General features: G+C 64.3%; 10 protein-coding genes. 6 read left to right on the forward strand and 4 right to left on the reverse strand.

What is annotated here, in order from left to right:
• Positions 1-89: 89 nt before the first annotated feature.
• Positions 90-1115 carry an ABC transporter substrate-binding protein gene (locus VGO12_RS10865; RefSeq protein WP_327512759.1) on the reverse strand — a complete coding sequence of 342 codons (1026 nt, stop codon included), beginning with the start codon at positions 1113-1115 and terminating at the stop codon, positions 90-92.
• Between the two features lie 427 nt (positions 1116-1542).
• Here VGO12_RS10865 and VGO12_RS10870 point away from each other — a divergent pair, with 427 nt between their 5' ends.
• The 6 genes from VGO12_RS10870 to VGO12_RS10895 all read left to right on the forward strand — a co-directional run bounded on the left by VGO12_RS10870 (position 1543) and on the right by VGO12_RS10895 (position 7723).
• Complete coding sequence (locus tag VGO12_RS10870) at positions 1543-2361, forward strand: DUF3100 domain-containing protein (protein WP_327512760.1); 819 nt, start codon at positions 1543-1545, stop codon at positions 2359-2361.
• Positions 2362-2375: 14 nt separating this feature from the next.
• A complete protein-coding gene (locus tag VGO12_RS10875; RefSeq protein ID WP_327512761.1) occupies positions 2376-2888 on the forward strand; it encodes a hypothetical protein in 513 nt (170 codons plus the stop codon).
• Between the two features lie 112 nt (positions 2889-3000).
• Complete coding sequence (locus tag VGO12_RS10880) at positions 3001-4158, forward strand: M20 aminoacylase family protein (protein WP_327512762.1); 1158 nt, start codon at positions 3001-3003, stop codon at positions 4156-4158.
• Between the two features lie 24 nt (positions 4159-4182).
• On the forward strand, positions 4183-5100 hold the full coding sequence (locus tag VGO12_RS10885) for a LysR family transcriptional regulator (protein WP_327512763.1): 918 nt from the start codon (positions 4183-4185) through the stop codon (positions 5098-5100).
• A gap of 134 nt (positions 5101-5234) precedes the next feature.
• Positions 5235-6164 carry an NAD(P)-dependent oxidoreductase gene (locus VGO12_RS10890; RefSeq protein ID WP_327512764.1) on the forward strand — a complete coding sequence of 310 codons (930 nt, stop codon included), beginning with the start codon at positions 5235-5237 and terminating at the stop codon, positions 6162-6164.
• A gap of 17 nt (positions 6165-6181) precedes the next feature.
• Positions 6182-7723, forward strand: a complete 1542-nt coding sequence (locus tag VGO12_RS10895) for an aldehyde dehydrogenase family protein (protein ID WP_414650706.1) — start codon at positions 6182-6184, stop codon at positions 7721-7723.
• A 75-nt stretch (positions 7724-7798) separates the two neighbouring features.
• Here the strand turns inward: VGO12_RS10895 and VGO12_RS10900 are convergent, their stop codons facing one another.
• The 3 genes from VGO12_RS10900 to VGO12_RS10910 form a co-directional block, all read right to left on the reverse strand.
• The gene (locus VGO12_RS10900; RefSeq protein ID WP_327512765.1) at positions 7799-10039 is read right to left on the reverse strand and encodes a TonB-dependent siderophore receptor; all 2241 of its coding nucleotides are present in this window, start codon (positions 10037-10039) and stop codon (positions 7799-7801) included.
• 842 nt (positions 10040-10881) lie between these two features.
• Complete coding sequence (locus VGO12_RS10905; protein ID WP_327512766.1) at positions 10882-12783, reverse strand: methyl-accepting chemotaxis protein; 1902 nt, start codon at positions 12781-12783, stop codon at positions 10882-10884.
• Between the two features lie 289 nt (positions 12784-13072).
• Positions 13073-16693: a hydantoinase B/oxoprolinase family protein gene (locus tag VGO12_RS10910; protein WP_327512767.1), complete on the reverse strand. Its 3621-nt coding sequence runs from the start codon at positions 16691-16693 to the stop codon at positions 13073-13075.
• Positions 16694-16763 lie beyond the last annotated feature (70 nt).

Consider the following 16763-nt stretch of genomic DNA (forward strand, 5'->3'; position numbering starts at 1 on the left):
CGATTTTCGTGTCCGGCGGCATCGATACCCGACACTCGCCGACACCGGTTGCCGGGCAACTCGATCCGAGCTGCCCGGCGGATCGGAACTTACTTGAACAGGGCCGTCGCGTCGTCGATCGACAGCGCGCTGGTATAGGAATAGTACCCCGGCTTGCCGTCGAGCTGCTTGGCCGCGTCGCCAAGGTTCTTGCTATCGATGAACGGGATCGGCAGGTACATGGCGTTCTTGTACTGCCCGGCCGTTGCCGGTTCCTTCAGCTCCTTGCCCTGCAGCATCAGCACGGCGACGTTGAGCGCGCTCGCCATGACACCCGGCGGGTTGACGGTCGCGCCGGAGTTCAGCTTGTCCTTCATCCACAGATCGATGAAGTCCTTGCGGATTTCGCCGGTTGCGGCGATCTGCCCGGTCTTGCCGGCGTCCATGATCGACTTCCAGGCGCCGGCCGCCATGCCGTCCTGCACGACGACGCCGTTGATATCAGGGTAAGTGGCAAGGATGTTCTGCATCGCCTGCTGGCCCTGCGCCTGATCCCAGTTGGCGTTGACTTCGTTGACCACCTGGATATCCGGGAAGTCCTTGAACACGCCCTTGTAGCCGGCGACGCGCATCTCGTTGGCCGGGTGGCCGGCAACGCCGTTGATCGCGACCACCTTGCCCTTGCCGCCAAGCGTTTCGGCAAGCCACTTGGCGCCGGAAGCGCCCCAGGCCGTCTGGTCGATGCCGACATAGGTCGCGTCCGGCGACGAGACCTCGGCGTCCGTCGCGATCACCAGGATGCCGGCTTCCTTCGCCTGGGCGAAGATCGGATCAAAGGCCGTCGGGCTGTTGGGGTTGATGATGATGGCGTTCACGCCCTCGGCGATGAAGTTGCGCACATGCGCAATCTGCCCGGGCACGTCGACATTGGCGCTCTGGACCGAGACCTCGACGTCGACGCCTTTGTCCTTCCACTTCGCAGCCGCCTCCTTGGCCTCGTCGATCATCTGCGTGCGCCATTCGCTGCCGACCCAGCCATTGGACAGGCCGATCTTGAACGTCTCGGCATGAGCGAAAGAAGCGGAAATGGCGATGGTTGCGACAGCGCCAAGCGCTGCGGCGATAAATGTCTTCATAAGATCCTCCCAAATCTTGCGAAAGCTATGAAGCCAGAAAATGTAATCGATTTCAATGGGGGTTTTCAGCGAATTTTCAGAGCCGGCCTGGAGCGATGGCAAGCGGCAGGGAGGAGGTGCGCAAAGCTGTGCAGCATTCCGAGCAATGGAGGGGAATTGCGCTTGGCTCCCCTTGCCCGCTGTGCAACAGCAAGGACAGAGGCGACGACGATTCGTCAGGCGCCAACTGGAATACGATGCAGGAATGAAGCTATGACTCGAAGGCGCTGCGGGAAGGGTCCCGATTGCCGCCGCAGCGACGGGGAGCCCGTTGCTCAAATCGCAACACTTCGTTGCTTGCCGGCCGGCTAGCCGCAATTTGCCCTCAGCCCCTACTGTGAACGCTGGGCAAAGAACAACAACTGGCTCCCAACCAGAGGAGAACATCATGACCGGGAAAACCGGAGCCGCCTCGGGCGCGCTCTATCTGCACATCCTTGTGCTGGCGATCGTCATCGCCTCCGAGCTGATCGGCATTCAACGCCTCCCGATCGGCATCGGCACCGTCATCTTCCTGCCGATCCTCTACGCCTTTGCGCTCGGCATCGCCTTCAATCCTGCCATTTTCAAGGCGACCGGCAAGTTCCTGTCGCGCGATGCGGTCAAGCTTTCCGGCGCGATGATCACCGTCGCCATCATGCCGTTCATCGCCAAGTTCGGCACGACCGTGGGTCCGCAGATCTCCAAGATCATCGAGGCCGGCCCGGCGCTGGTGCTCCAGGAACTCGGCAATCTCGGCACCATCATCGTCGCCTTCCCGGTCGCCGTCTTCCTTCTCAAGATGGGTCGCGAGGCCGTGGGCGCCACCTATTCGATCGACCGCGAACCGAACCTCGCGCTGATCGCCGACAAATACGGCCTCAATTCGCCGGAAGGTGCGGGCGCGATGGGCGTCTATGCCACCGGCACGCTGATCGGCACCTTCGTCTTCGCCATCATGCCGCCAATCATCCACGGTCTCGGCATCTTCGACGTGCGCGCGCTCGCCATGTCCTGCGGCGTCGGCTCGGGCTCGATGCTGGCCGCCTGCACCGGCGGACTGGTCGCGGCCGTACCGGACCAGAAGGACATCATTCTGGCGCTCGCCGCCGCCAGCAACATCCTGACCTATGCCACCGGGCTTTATGTGGGGATGTTCGTCGCGCTGCCTTTGACCGAGTGGCTCTACAACAAGGCGCGCCCGTCCGAGCGTCGCACCGCAGCCTGATCGGAGAGAGAACAATGACCAACCAGAACACCTCCGCCAACTACGCAGACGATCTCGCGCTCAGCCCCGAGGACGAGCGCAAGCTCGACGTCGTCGGCCATGCCGGCCTGCTTTTGATCGCCTGCGCCATCGGCCTTGTCGCCAACTGGGTCGGCACCGGCACCTCGCCGCTGACGGCGCTGCCGGGCATGGCGACACTCTATGCCGCCTGCATCGTCGGCCTGGCCCTTGCCCGCTTCGTACCCTTCTATCTGCCAAGCGTCGCATGGGTCTCGCTGATCGCGATCCTGATCACCATCCCCGGCGTTCCCGGAGCTGCCTGGGTCAGCGAAAAGGTCGAGCACCTGAACTTCCTCGCGCTCGCCACCCCGGCGCTCGCCTATGGTGGCCTGGCACTGACCGCGAGCGAATTTGCGATCGCCCGTCGTTCCGGCTGGAAGATCGTCATCGTCGCGATCTGCGTGATGGTCGGCACCTATATGGGCTCCGTCGTCGTCGCCGACCTCTTCCTGCGCCTCGGCCAATAGGAGCAATTCCAGGAAAATCGCGAGGCGGTTCTCCTCGAATTGTCTAAACAGAGACCATGCGGCCGGCTCGCAAGAGCCGGCCGACCGCCCCCCGATCGACAGGACGCAAGCCATGAAACGCCACGACATCAGCCCCGAGCGCATCGAGGAAACGATCCGCTGGCGTCATCACCTACATGCCCACCCGGAGCTCGCCTTCGAGGAGCGGCAGACGGCAGCCTTCGTCGCCGGCAAGCTTGCCGAATGGGGCATCGTCGTAAGGAACGGTTACGGCGGCACCGGTCTCGTCGGCACGCTCACGCGCGGCACGTCTGAGCGGGCAATTGCCATCCGCGCCGACATGGACGCCCTGCCGATTATCGAGACAAGCGGCGTCACCTATGCCTCGAAGACGCAGGGAAAGATGCACGCCTGCGGCCATGACGGCCATGTCGCCATGCTGCTCGCTGCCGCCCGGCAGGCAAGCGAAATGGACTTCGACGGCACCGTTCACTTCATCTTCCAGCCGGCCGAAGAGGCCGAAGGCGGCGCCCGCGTCATGGTCGCCGACGGCCTCTTCCGCGACCATCCGGCCGATGCCGTCTATGCCCTGCACAACTGGCCCGCACTCGACGTCGGCTCGGTGGTCGCCCGCGACGATGCGATGATGGCCGCCTTCGGCGTCTTCGAAATCACCATTACCGGCCGCGGCGCCCACGGTGCCATGCCACACGAAGGCGCCGACCCGCTGGTCGCCAGCGCCCAGATCGTCACCGCGCTTCAGACCATCGCCAGCCGCAACGTCTCGCCACTCGAGGCAGCCGTCGTGTCGGTGACGCAGATCCATGGCGGCGACGCCTGGAACGTGATCCCGGAGAAGGCCGTGATCCGCGGCACCACGCGCTGGTTCGACAAGGCGGTCGGGGACACGCTCGAAAACCGCATGCGCGCGCTCGTGGCCGCACTTGCCGAAGGGCTCGGCTGCAAGGCCGAGCTCGACTATCAGCGGCGCTATCCCGCCACCATCAACGACCCGGCAGCGGCCGCGCTCGTGCGCTCGGTTGCCGCTGCAGACCCTCAATTGACGGTCATCGACGCGGCCCCGAGCATGGCGGCGGAAGACTTCGCCTTCATGCTCGACGAGCGTCCCGGCTGCTATCTCTGGCTCGGCGCGAGGCGCGAGGGCAAGAATCCCGGCCTGCACTCGCCGCACTACGATTTCAACGACGCGATCATCGGTCAGGGCGTAAACCTCTGGACACGGCTGATCGCGACATCGCTTGGTCGTTGACCCCGAAGGGATTCCGTCGCATCCATGACCGCCATGGACGTACTCGACGCGAAAGCGCTCAGGATCTTTATGGCGGTTGCGCGCATCGGCTCGATCCGGGGCGCTGCCGAGCATATGGGGCTGGCCCCCTCCGTCGTCAGCCGGCAGATCGCCGACACCGAGCGCGACATCGGCCTGTCATTGTTCGAGCGCACTGCCCGCGGCACGGTTCTGACCGATGCCGGAGAGCTGGTGCTCGAGCACGGCAAGCGGGTGCTTGAGGACAACGGGCTGCTGGCCGAACAGCTCGACCAGATCCGCGGCGTGCAACAGACCCGCATCCGCATCCGCTGCGGCGAAGGTTTCATGGCCGATCTGGTCGAAAACGGGCTCTCCTCGTTTTCACGGGACCATTCCTACGTGCGCTACATCGTCGAGCTCGGCAGCACCGAAGACGTGGTCGACGCGATCGCGAACAGCGATGCCGATATCGGCATCGCCTATACCCCGTTCACCGACCCGCGCATCCGCGCGCTGTCGATCGCCCGCCAGCCGCTCTGTGTCATCGTACCGACAGGTCATCCGCTGTCCGAGCGCTCCGATCTGGCGCTTGCCGATTGCCTTGCTTCGCCTTGCGCCCTGCTCGGCAAGGGCAACGGCGTGACGCAGCTGGTGGCGCGGGTGGCGGCCGATGCAGGCCTTGCGCTGGCGCCGCTGCTCGAAACCCATTCGATCGAGGTGCTGCGCCGCTTCGTCGCCGCCGGCCTCGGCGTCACCTTCCTGCCGCGCACGGCGGTCGCCGTCGAAATCGCCCGCGGGGCCATGCAGGCGATCGACCTTGCCGATCCACTGCTCAGCGAAGCGACTGCCCATCTGATGGTCCGCGCCCACCGCCGCCTGCCGCTTTCGGTCGAAAAGCTCGGCCAGCATCTCGCGAGAGAAATGCAGTCGTTCCGCGGCTGACGGCCGGTTGCGGCTGTTCTCTCGTCCTTCGTGGCTCGCCTCCCTGAACGCAGCATCGATCGACGGCGTCACGGACGTTGCCATGCCAGCAACGCATTGTACCGGACGCGCTGTCTACCGGCCCCCAAACCCGCATGCCACCTTCGTCCGATCATCATAACCGGACGAGGGAAGAGCGGATCATGACGGCGGAACGAACGACAGTGGGCGTGGTGGGATTGGGCGCAATGGGGCTCGGCATGGCGACGACGCTGGCCGCCAAGGGCTTTGCGGTCAAAGGTTTCGACCTTGCGGAAGCTCGCCGTACCCTTGCCGCCGAAGGCGATGTTTCCCCCGTCGCCTCACTCTCCGAGATCTTCTTCGATACCGATTTCATCGTCTTCTCACTGCCGACCGCCAAGGATGTCGCCGCTGTCGTCGAGACCAACATTGAGGCGCTGAAAGCGGCCGGCCGGCGCGTGGTCATCATCGACACCTCGACATCGGAGCCGGATGTTTCGCGCGATCTGGCAGCTGCCCTTGCCGGCCACGGCCACGGCTTCATCGACGCGCCGGTCTCCGGCGGCCCAGCGGGTGCGGCAAGCGGCAAGCTGACGATGATGATCGGCGGTAGCGACGCCGATGTCGCCCTTGCGGGCCCCGTCATCGACGCGATGTCGGCCAAGGCCTTGCACGTGGGCCCGAGCGGCGCCGGCAACGTCGCCAAGCTCGTCAACAACCTGCTTGCCGCCGCCCACATGGTGACAACGGGCGAAGGCCTGAAGCTGGCGCTTGCCGCCGGGCTTGATCCGGACGAGGCGCTGAAGGTGCTCAATGCCGCCTCCGGAAAGTCGATGATCAGCGAAGTGCATTTCCCGACCTGGGTGATGAACGGCCGCTTCGACAGCGGCTTCACCATGGGGCTGATGCGCAAGGACGTGCGTCTCGCCAGTGAACTTGCAGCGCGCACCGGTGCCGAGCTGCCGCTTTCGGGCGCGGTCGCCAAGCTGTGGGCCGAAAGCCCGCTCGACAACGCTGAAGACTTCACCCGCATGGGCGCTTTCCGCCCCGCCAATGACAACTGATATCCAGGGGAACGACGATGAACGACATGACCATGCCCGCCAAGGCCGAGCGCATCCGCGCCCTCTTCCACGGCATCATTCCCGGCACCCAGATCGGCAGTTTTGTCGACGGCGCGCTCGTGACCGGTTCGGGCGACGAGCAGACGCTGACGGATCCGGCGACCGGCGAAGTCTTCGCCACATTTAAGGATGCCGGTGCCGACGTCGTCGATGCGGCGATGCAGGCAGCCGCCCGTGCCCAGCGCGAATGGATCTCCATGACCGCGTCTGCCCGTGGCCGGGTGATGAACGAGATCGCCCGCAAGATCCGCGAGCGCGCCGGCGAAATCGCCGAGCTTGAGAGCCGCTCGGCCGGACGGCCGATCCGCGACATCCGCGGCGAGGCTGTTCGCGTGGCCGAGATGTTCGAATACTACGCCGGCTGGTGCGACAAGCTGCATGGCGAGGTCATCCCGGTTCCGACCTCGCACCTGAATTACACGCGCAACGAACCGGTCGGCGTCGTCGCCCAGATCACGCCCTGGAACGCGCCGCTCTTTACCGGCGGCTGGCAGATCGCGCCTGCGATCTGCGCCGGCAACGGCGTCGTCATCAAGCCGTCGGAACTGACGCCGCTGAGCACGCTCGTGCTCGGCGCGCTCTGCGAAGCCGGTGGCGCGCCGCGCGGCCTCGTCAACGTTATCGCGGGCCAGGGGCTGACGGCCGGCCAGGCGATGGTCGCCCACCCGAAGACCGCGCTCGTCGTCTTCGTCGGCTCGGCGCTCGCCGGCTCGGCCATTGCCGCCTCAGCGGCAAAGAACACCGTGCCCTGCATCCTCGAACTCGGCGGCAAGTCGGGCAACATCGTCTTTGCCGATGCCGATATCGACCGCGCCATCGTCGGCGCCCAGTCGGCTATCTTTTCGGGCGCTGGCCAGAGCTGCGTTGCCGGCTCGCGGCTTCTCGTCCACCGCTCGGTGCACCAGCAGTTCGTCGCGCGTTACGCTGAAGCCGCCGCCCGCATCCCGGTCGGCGATCCCTATCTCGACACCACGCAGATCGGCCCGATCAACAATGCCCGCCAGTGGGCCAAGATCGAGGAAATGGTCCGCCAGGGCGTTGCCGAAGGTGCGACGCTTGCAACCGGCGGCGCCAAGCCCGAAGCGCTTCGATCCTCGGGCGGCTTCTATTTCGCACCGACCATTCTCGACAACGTCAAGCCGGACATGACGATCGCTCGCGAGGAGGTGTTTGGGCCGGTCGTCGGCGTCACCGTCTTCGACGACGAGGAGGAGGCCGTAGCCCTCGCCAACGACAACCCCTACGGCCTTGCAGGCGCCGTCTGGACCCGCGATGTCGGCCGCGCCCACCGGGTCGCCTCGAATGTGCGCGCCGGCACCTTCTGGATCAACGGCTACAAGACGATCAGCGTCATGTCTCCCTTCGGCGGCTTCGGCCGCTCAGGTTATGGCCGCTCGTCCGGACGCGACGCGCTGATGGCCTATACCCAGACGAAGAGCGTCTGGGTCGAGACCGCCGAGAACCCGGCCGTCGTCTTCGGTTATTCGCCGGAAGCCTGATCGGCACCACCCTGAAACGCGAAACGGCCGGCGAAATGCCGGCCGTTTCTTTTTTGCGATTGAATTTCAGCAGTCTCAGAACTCGAAAGCGGTCGAGACCATGAAGGTGCGCGGTGCGCCGGCTGCAAGGAAGCCGCGGGCCGACGATGCCCAGTAGTTCTCGTCGAACACGTTCTGCACGGTTGCGCGGACTTCCACCGGCTTGCCGTTTTCGCGCTCGAAGGAATAGCGCGCGCCGAGATCGACCCGCGTCCAGTCCGAAATCTTCTGCGTGTTCGCCTGGTCGTAATAGGTGCTGCCGGAATAGACGAGACGGCCGGTCAGCGTCAGATCCTCGACCCAGGGCGTATCGTATTCGCCGTAGAGGCTGAACGCCACATTCGGGACGCCAGGAACACGGTTGCCATTGAACGTGACATTGCCGGTGCGGTCCGATGACTTGTCGAGCTTGGCATCCATGAAGGTGACGCCGCCGAGCAGGCGAACGCCATCGACGGGTTCGCCATAGGCCGAGAGTTCGAGACCGCGATTGACCTGGAGGCCATTGACGTCAAAGACGCTCGCCGTGGTACCAGGAGTGGCACTTGGCACGATGCTGGTAAAACCGTTTGGCTGCCGGATCTCGAACAGTGCTGCGGTCAACATCACCTCACCGAGATCGTATTTGACACCGATTTCCTTCTGCTTGTTGACAACAGGGGGATAGATCTGGCCGCTGTTGCGGGTGCCGGAAGGCGCTGACGGCCCCTCGGTCAGGGCTTCCACATAGTTGGCGTAGACCGAGAAGCTGTCGCTGACATTGAAGAGAGCGGCGACCGCAGGGCTGAACCGGGATTTATCGTAAATATAGTTCCTCTCCCCAACCGGGGCGCTCGGAATTCCGGTGCGCGTATTGAAGCCTTGCACGCGCATTTCCTGGTAGCGTCCGCCGAGCGTCAGCTGGAACCGGTCCTCGGCAAACGACAGCGTGTCCGAGATCGCAACGCTGGTTGCCACCAGATCCGAGAACTTGTGCAGGTCGTTCGATCGCGGAAGTCCGCTCGCATCCCCCCAGGAACTCGGCACGTAGACCGGGTTGTAAATGTTGGTCGTGTAGCTCCTGAACTTGAAATCACTCCGGGGATTGAAGTAGCCGCGGTTGTTCTTGTTCTGGGCCCGGCTGACGGAGACGTTGAGCTGATGACCGACCGAACCGGTATCGAACTCCGAACGAAGACCGACCTCGCCTGACATCCCCTCAATTTCCTGCGGGTTATAGCCGAACTCGGCCAGCGCATCGCCATTGGGCTTTTGAATTGTATAGGACGTGCTGAGGAAGTCCTCGCGGTAACGGCTGATGCCGCCGGCGGCGTAGATCGTCGTGTTGTCCAGAACGTCGAACTCGATACGACCGGCGACCATGTTGTGCTCGCTGTCATGGTACTCGAACGGATTGGACGTGTTGATCCGGCCGTCCGGCGCCTCCGGGATCTTGATGCCCGGGGCTGCCGCATTGAACAGCGAGGCCGGTGCATCGATGTTCTGCTTGGAATGGTTGACGTCGAGCGAGGCGCGCACCCACTCGCCGCGATAGTCGAGCCCGAGCGACAGCACGCCGATCTCGTTTTCGTTGTGATCGAGCGCGGTGTCGCCGCCGCGATAGGAACCGTTGAAGCGCACGCCCCATTCGCCTTCCGGTCCGAAGCGGCGGCCGACGTCGAGATGCGTCCACAGCTGCGAGTCCGAGAGATAGGTGGTCGTCAGCCGTGTCAGTGGCTCGTCGCTAGCGCGCTTGGGCACCAGGTTGATGGTGCCGCCGACACGGCCGACGCCGCCATTGACCAGCGTGCTCGGGCCCTTCAGGACCTCGACACGCTCGATGCCCTCAAGCGGGCTGCGGCGCGGGTTGGTGATGTAGAACAGGCCGTCATAGGCGGTATCCAGATTGGTGACCGAGAAGCCGCGAATGAAGAAGGAATCACGCTCGCTGAACGACGGCGCATCCATGCGCACCGACGGATCGTTGAGCGTGATGTCGGAGATCGTTCGCGCCTGCTGATCGCGGATCAGCTTGTCCGTGTAACCGGTGAGGCTGAACGGCGTCTCCTTGACGGAACGGTTGCCGAGCGCGCCGAGCCGGGCACCGGTCGCCATCTGGCCGCCCGCATACGGCACCGGCGGCTGGCCGATGGTGCCGGTTTCGGGCGGCTGTCCGGCGGTCGTTCCAACGGCGACGATGGGAGCGAGTTGCGTCGCGCCGGCTGGAGCGGCCTGAGCCTGGCTTTCCACCCGTTTGCTCTTCTGGGCCTCCTGAGCCTCGGCGGATCCGGCAGCCATCGCCAGCAGCGACACCCCCGCCAGAATAACACTGCCGCGCCTGCGCGAAACCAAATTGAACCTATCCCTCGCCATTCTCTAACCCCTGTATTTCCGGTAAGCGTGAAATTGTCTGCCCGTCATGGGTGCCGCTCGAATTGAACCGTCCTGGAGACAACGACGCAGGCAGCATTCCGCGTTGCGCGGCTGCGCAAGGCGGTTGGCGGGCATCGTGGTCACCGACGACTAGTTCGACCGACAGACGGGCCTGGTGCGGAGCAACTCGCTTCGGCAAAGCGGTGGCTCGATGGCCCCTGAGCGGGCCGTAAATTCGGTTGTGAACCCGCCATTCGACCGTGCGCCCATATGCCGGAAACGAAAGCGCGCACGCGCGGAAGCGGTCATGGCGCAAAGGGTTGGCACAGCGATCATCGGCCTCGGAACATCAATTATAACAACAGCATAAAACTTGATTTTCTAATTCAAGTCTTTGCACGTATAGCTGGATTCGGTCGAGCGTCCACCTGCAACCCGTGGCATTTAACGGTAAAGCGGATCTTGTCCCCAAGGGCCCATACCGCCGACGCTACGTGCGCCGGCGATCGTCGCGAGATCACGCGGCGCGCATGAGTGCCCGTCTGGGCCGGAGATATGTCTGAGGTCCGTTCGGACAGCGTACCCACGTAAGGCCGTCACAAGCGACGCGTCGGCGGCGGGATCGATTGCCCGATGGCGCTCCCGGTAACGCTCCCGGTATCAGGGCGACGCCGTCATCCTCGCCGGCTTGTCTGTCGACGAGGGAAATTTTACACGAGGGCCACAGGCCGCATTCCTGCAGCGCGTGGCCCCGGTTTCGACCTCAATCAGGCCGCGCGGCTCCAGCTTTCGCGGCCCGCCTGGGCCTCCAGCTTGAACTTGGCAAGCATCGTGCGCAGCTGCCGGCTTTCTTCGGCAAGCGTGCCGCTCGCCGCGGTCGTTTCCTCGACCATCGCCGCGTTCTGCTGGGTCATCTGGTCCATGTGGTTGACCGAGGTGTTGATTTCCTGCAGCGCGGTCGCCTGTTCGCGCGCAGCGGTCGCGATCGTGTTCACATGGCCGCTGACATTGTTGACCAGCGTCTCGATCTCCAGCAGCGCCTCGCCGGTCGAGCGCACCAGCGACACGCCGGTTTCGACTTCCGATGCCGAGCTGTGGATCAGCGTCTTGATCTCCTTGGCGGCGTTGGCCGAACGTTGCGCCAGCTCGCGCACTTCCTGGGCGACGACGGCGAAACCACGACCGGCCTCTCCGGCGCGGGCTGCTTCGACGCCGGCGTTGAGCGCGAGCAGATTGGTCTGGAAAGCGATCTCGTCGATGACCGAGATGATCTGGTTGATGCGGTTGGACGAATCCTCGATACGGCCCATTGCGTCGACGGCGCTGCGCACGATTGCGCCGGAGCGGCCGGCGCTGTCCTTGGTGGCGCGCACCATTTCATGCGCCTCGTTCGCCCGCTCGGAGGCCGTGCGCACGGTCGAGGTAATCTCGTCGAGTGCGGCTGCGGTCTCTTCAAGGGCTGCCGCCTGCTGTTCCGTGCGCTTCGAGAGATCGTTTGCGGCCGAGCTCAGTTCGGCGGAGTTGTCGTTGATGGTGCTGGCGGCACTGCGCACGTTCTGCATGGTCGAGCGCAGCGTCACCATCGTCTGGTTGACGTTCTTCTGCAGTTCGGCAAAGGCGCCGTGGAATTCGCCACGCATGGTCTGCGTCAGGTCGGCATCGGCAAGGGCGGCGATCACGCGGCGAACCTCGTTGACCGTCTGGTCGACGCTGGAGACCAGTTCGTTCACGCTCGACGCAAAGCGGTTGAGGTCGTCGTTCTCGTAGTCCTTGGTGATGCGGCCGGTGAAATCGCCGGCGACGGCCGAGGCAACCACGACGCTGATGTTCGACTGCAGGTCGCTGCTGCGGGCATGCAGCGCCGCTTCCTGCGCCTTCATCGCGCGCATGGCGATGCCGTTCTTGCGGAACACCTCGACGGCGCGCGCCATCTCGCCGATCTCGTCCTTGCGCGAAACGTCCGTCGCATCACCATCGAGCTTGCCGTCGGCAAGTTCGCTCATGGTCGACGTCAGGTCGCGCACCGGCATGACGATGCCGCGGCGGGCAACGACGAGGCTGACGCCGACGCCGAAGAGCACGCAGGCTGCGGCCGCGGCTGCAAGAATGGTCATTGCAACGGACGACGAGTTGAGGGCTTCGGCGCGGGCGGCCGCCAGCGCGTCACCGGAATAGGTGCTGTAGATCTTGACCGTCGCTGTCACCGTCTTCTGGGCCTCGAGCGCCTTGTCGAGTGCCGCCTTGACGGCACCGGCATCTCCGCCCTTGTCGGCGGCAACGGCAACCATCGCCCGGATCTCGTCGAAGTAGCTGTTGAGCGTGAGGCGGATGTCGTTCAGGAGCTTGTCTTCCGCATCGTCGGCCACGGCCTCGATCTTGGTCAGACGTCCGAGCATTTCCCCGGCGCGCTTCTCCGTCTCGGCGCCGAAATCGGCGGCTTTCTCCGGCGCCGCGGCCAGCTGGTAGGTCATGCGGCTGATGGCGATGATGTCGACGCGCAGGTCCATGGCCTCGCGCGCTGCCTCTTCGCGCGCGCCGACATCGACGATCGTTGCGCCAAGCGAGGACAGACCGCGCGCACCGGCAAGCGCGATCAGAATGGAGGATATGCCCATGACCACGACCACGAGGCCGACCTTGGTCAAAATCGAAAGGTTCTTGAAGGTCACTGCCGTGACTCCTTGGATGTCGCGATCGCGCTGTTGGGAGGACATGGTCAGCCATACCGGCGGGAGGAAGGACCGGCTGTTTGCGGCGCCGTTGCGGGAGGAGGTCGGGCGCGCACTGACCAATAAGTACTTAGTAATTTCGAATTTAAATTCGGGTTAAAAAAGCGATCGCGTCTTTTCGCATATGCAGCAAAAGCAATGGCGCATATCCCGAACGAAAAACGGGCGGACGATCGCTCGCCCGCCCGCAGACCACCGCAGCAGTCTTGGGAGATTGGTCTTTCTGGTGTTACGACCGGCCGTAACCGCCGCCGGTGGGGGTCACCACGGTAAAGGCTTCGCCGGCCTCCAGCACCGTATGGGCGCAGCCCGACAGCTCCTCCGTCCGGCCGTCATTGCGGCGCACGAGGTTGCGGCCAAGCTCACCCGGGCTACCGCCCATGATGCCAAAGGGTGCGACCCGGCGATGGCCCGAGAGGATGGCGAAATCCAGTTTTTCGCGGGCGCGGATCGTGCGCTTGGTACCGTTGCCGGCGTTCCACTGGCCGCGACCACCCGAACCAACACGAATGTGGAAGTCTTCGAGCACGACCGGGAATCGGGTTTCGAGAATTTCCGGATCGGTCAGGCGCGAATTCGTCATATGGGTATGGACCGCATCGGCGCCGTTGTAGCCGGGACCGGCCGGCGCACCGGAGCAGATCGTTTCATAGTACTGATAATGGGCGTTGCCGAAGGTCAGATTGTTCATCGTGCCTTGCGCGCCCGCCTGGCTCTGAACCGCGCCGAACAGGCAGTTCGTCACCGCCTGGCTGACCTCGACATTGCCGGCAACGACCGCTGCCGGATAACGCGGCGTCAGCATCGTGCCCTCTGGGATGACGATGTGGATCGGGCGCAGGCAACCTGCGTTCATCGGGATTTCGGCCTCGACCAGCACGCGGAAGACGTAGAGTACCGCCGCGCGGGTCACCGGTGCAGGAGCGTTGAAATTGTCGCCGCGCTGCTCGGAGGTTCCGGTGAAATCGACCGTCGCCTCGCGCTTTTCACGGTCGACGGTGATCTTGACCTCGATCTTGCAGCCCTGGTCCATCTCGTAGGAGAACTCGCCGTCGGGCAACTGGTCGAGCACGCGGCGCACGCTTTCGGCGGCATTGTCCTGGACATGGCCCATATAGGCCTCGACCACGTCTTCGCCGAACTGGGCGATCATCTTCTTCAGTTCCGCGACGCCCTTTTCGTTGGCCGCAACCTGCGCCTTCAGGTCGTTGACGTTCTGCAGGATGTTGCGCACGGGATAGCGCGCACCGTTCAGCAGAGCCTCAAGCTCGGCTTCGCAGAAGCGGCCGGCATCGATGAGCTTGAAGTTGTCGATATAGACGCCCTCCTCCTCGATGTTGGTCGCAAGCGGCGACATCGAGCCCGGCGAGATGCCGCCGATATCGGCATGATGGCCGCGGCTGGCGACCCAGAAGCGGATCTCGCGTCCGGCGTTGTCGAAGACGGGTGTGCAGACGGTGAGATCCGGCAGGTGGGTGCCGCCGTTATAGGGCGCGTTGATCAGGAACACGTCGCCCGGCTTGATTACCGGGTTCTCGCGGATCGCGGTTGCGACCGAGGCGTCCATCGAGCCCAGATGCACCGGCATGTGCGGCGCGTTGGCGACGAGGTTGCCGCGGTTGTCGAAGACGGCGCAGGAGAAATCGAGCCGTTCCTTGATGTTGACGGAATAGGCGGTGTTCTGCAGCGTCACGCCCATCTGCTCGGCGATCGACATGAAGAGATTGTTGAAGATCTCCAGCATGACCGGATCGGCGTGGGTGCCGATCGCGCTCTGCTGCTGAAGCGCCTTCACGCGGCGAAGCACGATGTGGTCCTTGGCGGTCAGTTCCGCCTGCCAGCCGTCCTCGACGACGACGGTCTGGTTCGGTTCGATGACGATCGCCGGTCCGTCGAGCTTTTGGCCGGGCGCGATTTCTGCGCGCAGCACGACCGGCGCATCGTGGAACTGCCCTTGGGAATAGAAACGCGTGCGGCGCGAAATGTCGGGCGCACCCGATGTGACGGACGCGCCCTCGCGCTCCATCTGGGCGGCACCACCGCCGACCGTCTCGACCTCGACGGCATCGATGACCAGCGCCTTGTTTTCGGCGACGAAGCCGAAGCGGCGCTTGTGCAGCTGTTCGAACTCCGCGCGAAGCCGGGCGATGTCGTCCTTGCCGGGGAAGGTCGCATCGACCGCGATCACCGTGTCGGTGCCGGCGTAGCGGATATGGGCGCGCAGATGCGTGCGGATCTCGTCGCGGGCGATCCCCTGCGCTTCGAGTTCGGCGAGGCAATCGACTTCAAGTTCGGCGCCAAGCGCCCCGAGTGCTGCCGGTGCCTGATCGTCAAGCGGGACGCCGAGCGCCTTCTGGCGTGTCGAACGGATATCGGCAAGCCCCATGCCATAGGCCGAAAGCAGGCCCGACATCGGATGCACGAGAATGCTCTTCATGCCGAGCTGATCGGCAACGAGGCAGGCGTGCTGACCGCCGGCGCCGCCGAAGCAGCTGAGCGCATAGCGGGTCACGTCGTAGCCGCGCTGCACGGAAATCTTCTTGATCGCCTCGACCATGTTGGCAACGGCGATGCGGATGAAGCCGTCGGCCACATCCTCCGGGCCGCGGCCGTCGCCGATCTCGGCGGCCATGGCGGCAAAACGGCCGCGAACGGTCTCGACATCGAGACGTTCATCCTGGTTCGGGCCAAAGAGCGCCGGGAAGAAGTCGGGCATCAGCTTGCCGAGCATGACATTGGCGTCGGTGACGGCGAGCGGCCCGCCATTGCGGTAGCAGGCAGGGCCCGGGTTGGCGCCGGCCGAATCGGGACCGACGCGGAAACGCTCTCCGTCAAAATGCAGGATCGAGCCACCGCCGGCCGCAACCGTGTGGATCAGCATCATCGGCGCGCGCACGCGCACACCGGCAACCTCGGTCTCGAACGCACGCTCGTATTCGCCGTCGAAATGCGCGACGTCGGTCGAGGTGCCGCCCATGTCGAAGCCGATGACGCGGTCGAAGCCGGCCGCTTCGCCAGTCTTGGCAAGCCCGACGACACCGCCGGCCGGACCGGACAGGATCGCATCCTTGCCCTGGAACATATCGGCCGCCGTCAGGCCACCGGATGACATCATGAACATGACGCGCGCGCCGGTGCGGGCGACATCGAGCTCGCTCGAGACCTGGGCGACGTAACGGCGCAGCACCGGAGAAAGATAGGCGTCGATGACGGTCGTGTCGCCACGGCCGACATATTTGATCAGCGGCGAGACTTCGTGGCTGACCGAGACCTGCTCGAAGCCGAGTTCGCGGGCGATCCGGGCAACGATGGCTTCGTGCTCGGGGAATTTGTAGGCGTGCATGAAGACGATGGCGACGGACTTGTAGCCCTTGCCCTTCAGGTCTTCGAGGGCGGCGCGCGCCTTTGCTTCGTCGAGCGACTTCTCGACCGTGCCATCGGCGAGCACGCGTTCGTCGAGTTCGACGATGTCCTGATAAAGCGCTTCCGGCTTGATGATTTCGGTCGCGAAGATCTTCTTGCGCTCCTGGTAGCCGATCTTCAGCGCATCGCGGAAACCCTTTGTTGTCACCAGCGCCAAGGGCTCGCCCTTGCGCTCGAGCAGCGCATTGGTGGCAACGGTCGTGCCCATGCGCACTTCGCCGATCAGGCCGGTCGGGATCGCAGCGCCGGTCGCAAGGCCGAGATGAAGGCGGATACCCTGCACGGCCGCATCTCGGTAGGCTTCCGGATTTTCGGACAGCACCTTGCGGGCATGCAGGTTGCCTTCAGGGTCGCGGCCGATGACATCGGTGAAGGTGCCGCCACGGTCGATCCAGAAGTCCCAGCTGCCGGTTTCGCGTGCGCTCATTGTCCATCCCTCTCATTCGCGAGCCGCTTCATTGTGCAAGCCCGGAAATTCATCAAAGCAGTTCGTTGAC

Origin of the sequence: Ensifer sp. (assembly GCF_035999135.1) — a bacterium.
In the GTDB taxonomy this organism is placed as follows: Bacteria; Pseudomonadota; Alphaproteobacteria; order Rhizobiales; family Rhizobiaceae; genus Ensifer.

Bases quoted from the DNA above. Each gene is read 5' to 3' on its own strand.
- VGO12_RS10895 (WP_414650706.1), top strand. From the start codon at position 6,182: ATGAACGACATGACCATGCCCGCCAAGGCCGAGCGCATCCGCGCCCTC.
- VGO12_RS10865 (WP_327512759.1), bottom strand. From the start codon at position 1,115: ATGAAGACATTTATCGCCGCAGCGCTTGGCGCTGTCGCAACCATCGCC.
- VGO12_RS10870 (WP_327512760.1), top strand. From the start codon at position 1,543: ATGACCGGGAAAACCGGAGCCGCCTCGGGCGCGCTCTATCTGCACATC.
- VGO12_RS10885 (WP_327512763.1), top strand. From the start codon at position 4,183: ATGACCGCCATGGACGTACTCGACGCGAAAGCGCTCAGGATCTTTATG.
- VGO12_RS10875 (WP_327512761.1), top strand. From the start codon at position 2,376: ATGACCAACCAGAACACCTCCGCCAACTACGCAGACGATCTCGCGCTC.
- VGO12_RS10890 (WP_327512764.1), top strand. From the start codon at position 5,235: ATGCCACCTTCGTCCGATCATCATAACCGGACGAGGGAAGAGCGGATC.
- VGO12_RS10910 (WP_327512767.1), bottom strand. From the start codon at position 16,693: ATGAGCGCACGCGAAACCGGCAGCTGGGACTTCTGGATCGACCGTGGC.
- VGO12_RS10880 (WP_327512762.1), top strand. From the start codon at position 3,001: ATGAAACGCCACGACATCAGCCCCGAGCGCATCGAGGAAACGATCCGC.
- VGO12_RS10900 (WP_327512765.1), bottom strand. From the start codon at position 10,039: ATGGCTGCCGGATCCGCCGAGGCTCAGGAGGCCCAGAAGAGCAAACGG.